This window comes from Quadrisphaera sp. DVD1 (genome assembly GCF_058932755.1).
On record NZ_JBZYWI010000219.1, the window covers coordinates 1 to 3,208 of the forward strand.

Annotated in this window: 1 protein-coding gene; it reads left to right on the plus strand. The window is 75.0% G+C overall.

Annotation, left to right across the window (positions count from 1 at the left end):
- Window positions 1–135: 135 nt before the first annotated feature.
- Window positions 136–3,078, plus strand: a complete 2,943-nt coding sequence (leuS, locus tag AC5FZL_RS16075) for a leucine--tRNA ligase (RefSeq protein WP_493619886.1) — start codon at window positions 136–138, stop codon at window positions 3,076–3,078.
- The last annotated feature ends 130 nt before the right edge of the window (window positions 3,079–3,208 follow it).

Below are 3,208 nucleotides of genomic sequence, written 5' to 3' on the forward strand. Positions count from 1 at the left end.
CGCGCGGTGATCGGGGCGGCGGGCCTGACCGTGGCCGGCGTGGTGGCGTCGGGGCCGGTGCTGCTGGAGCCGCGCAGCGGCTGAGCGGCGGGCTGAGCGGTCGGTGGGGGCGGCGGCGTCGATACCCTGGAGCCCATGACCACCGCTCTGCCCACTCCCGCCGGCGCGCCCTCCGGTGGCGACGGCGACGCCCCGCCGCACCGCTACGACGCCGAGCTCGCCGCGTCGGTCGAGGCCCGCTGGCAGGACCGGTGGGAGGCCGAGGGCACCTTCTGGGCGCCCAACCCGGCCGGCCCGTGGGCCGACCCCGACGCCGTGGGCGGTCGCGAGAAGCTCTTCGTGATGGACATGTTCCCCTACCCCTCGGGGGCGGGGCTGCACGTCGGGCACCCGCTGGGCTACATCGCCACCGACGTCTACGCGCGCTACCAGCGCATGCGCGGGCGCAACGTGCTCCACACCCTGGGCTACGACGCCTTCGGCCTGCCGGCGGAGCAGTACGCCGTGCAGACCGGCCAGCACCCGCGGGTGACCACCGAGGCGAACATGGCCGCGATGCGCCGGCAGCTGCGCCGCCTGGGCCTGGCCCACGACGACCGCCGCGCCGTCGCCACGATCGACCCCGACTTCTACCGCTGGACCCAGTGGATCTTCCGCGAGGTCTTCGAGTCCTGGTACGACCCGCAGGCCGAGCGCCCGGACGGCGGCCTCGGCCGGGCCCGGCCGATCACCGAGCTCGTCGCGGCCTACGACAGCGGCGAGCGCGCCCTCGAGGACGGCCGCGCCTGGGCCGACCTGGACGCCGTCGAGCGGCGCCGCGTCGTCGACGCCCAGCGCCTGGCGTACGTCTCCGAGGCGCCGGTGAACTGGTGCCCGGGCCTGGGCACGGTGCTGGCGAACGAGGAGGTCACCGCCGACGGGCGCAGCGAGCGTGGGAACTTCCCGGTCTTCAAGCGCTCCCTGCGCCAGTGGATGATGCGGATCACCGCCTACGCCGACCGCCTCGTCGACGACCTCGACCGCCTGGACTGGCCCGAGGCGATCAAGACGATGCAGCGGCACTGGATCGGCCGCTCCACCGGCGCCTCGATCACCTTCGGGGTGCTCGACGACGCCGCCCGCCCGGCCGGTGAGCTGGATGTCTTCACGACCCGGCCCGACACCCTCTTCGGGGCCACCTTCATGGTCGTCGCCCCCGAGCACCCGCTGCTGGACGCCGTCCCGGCCGCCTGGCCGAGCGGAACCCCGGCGTCCTGGACCGGCGGGGCGCCCACGCCCGCCGAGGCCGTCGGCGCCTACCGCGCCGCGGCCGCCTCGGAGACGGACGCGGAGCGCACCGCCGAGGGCCGCACGAAGACCGGCGTCTACACGGGCCTGAGCGCGACCAACCCGGTCACCGGCGCCGCGCTGCCCGTCTTCGCCGCCGACTACGTGCTCATGGGCTACGGCACCGGCGCGATCATGGCCGTGCCCGGCCAGGACGAGCGCGACCACGACTTCGCCGCCCTGTTCGACCTCCCCGTGGTGCGCACCGTGCAGCCCTCCGAGGGCTTCGAGGGCGGGGCGTACACCGGCGAGGGCCCGGCGATCAACAGCGCGAACGACGACCTCGACCTGAACGGGCTGGGCGTGGCCGAGGCCAAGGCCGCGATGCTCGAGCACCTGGAGCGCACCGGCGCCGGCCGCGCCCGCACCACCTACCGGCTGCGCGACTGGCTGTTCAGCCGCCAGCGGTACTGGGGCGAGCCGTTCCCCATCGTCTACGACGAGCACGGCCTGCCCGTGGTGCTGCCGGAGTCGATGCTGCCGGTGCTGCTGCCCGACGTCCCGGACTACTCCCCGCGCACCTTCGCGCCCGACGACACCACGAGCGACCCCGAGCCGCCGCTGGCCCGCGTGCCCGCGTGGGTGGAGGTCGAGCTCGACCTCGGCGACGGCCCGAAGACCTACCGGCGCGAGACGAACACGATGCCCAACTGGGCCGGGTCGTGCTGGTACGAGCTGCGCTACCTCGACCCGGAGAACGACGAGCGGCTCGTCGACCCCGAGGTCGAGCGGTACTGGATGGGCCCGCGCACCGGCGCGGCCGGCGTCCGCCCCGACGGCAGCCGCGACACCGGCGGCGTCGACCTGTACGTCGGCGGCGTCGAGCACGCCGTCCTGCACCTGCTGTACGCCCGCTTCTGGCACAAGGTGCTGTTCGACCTGGGGCACGTGTCCAGCGAGGAGCCGTTCCGGCGGCTGTTCAACCAGGGCTACATCCAGGCCGACGCCTACACCGACGCCCGCGGGCAGTACGTGCCGGCCGCCGAGGTGGTCGAGGCCAGCAGCGAGACCGGCGCGCGCACCTTCACGTGGGACGGCGAGCCGGTCACCCGCGAGTACGGGAAGATGGGCAAGAGCCTGAAGAACGTCGTCACGCCCGACGAGATGTACGAGGCGTACGGGGCCGACACGTTCCGGCTGTACGAGATGTCGATGGGGCCGCTGGACGCCTCCCGCCCCTGGGAGACCCGCGCCGTGGTCGGCTCGCACCGCTTCCTCCAGCGGCTGTGGCGCAACGTCGTCGACGAGGCCACCGGCGAGGTGCGCGTCTCCGAGGCCCCCGCCGACCCGGCCACCCGCCAGCTGCTGCACCGGACGATGGCCGGCGTCGGCGCCGACCTCGAGGGGCTGCGGTTCAACACCGCGATCGCCAAGCTCATCGAGCTCAACAACGAGCTGACCCGGCTCTCAGCGGTGCCTCGCGAGGCCGCCGAGGCGCTGGTGCTCATGCTCGCGCCGCTGGCCCCCCACGTGGCCGAGGAGCTGTGGGCCCGGCTGGGCCACGACCGGGTCCTGGCGTTCGAGCCGTTCCCGCAGGCCGACCCGACCCTGCTCGTGCAGGCCACGGTGACCTGCGTGGTGCAGGTGGCGGGCAAGGTCCGCGACCGGCTCGAGGTGCCCGCCGACATCTCCGCCGACGACCTGCGCGAGCAGGCGCTGGCGACCGCCGGCGTGCAGCGGGCGCTGGAGGGCCGCGGGGTGCGCACCGTGGTGGTGCGGGCGCCGAAGCTCGTCAACGTCGTCCCCGCCTGACCACCCCGCTCCCCGCCCACAGGCGGCTCGCGCGTCCCGCCGTCCACAGGCGGGGCGCGCGGGCCGCCTGCGCGCGTCCGGGGCGCCGAGCCTGGACGGGTGCCCGATCCCGCCGGCCCCGAGGGGCCTG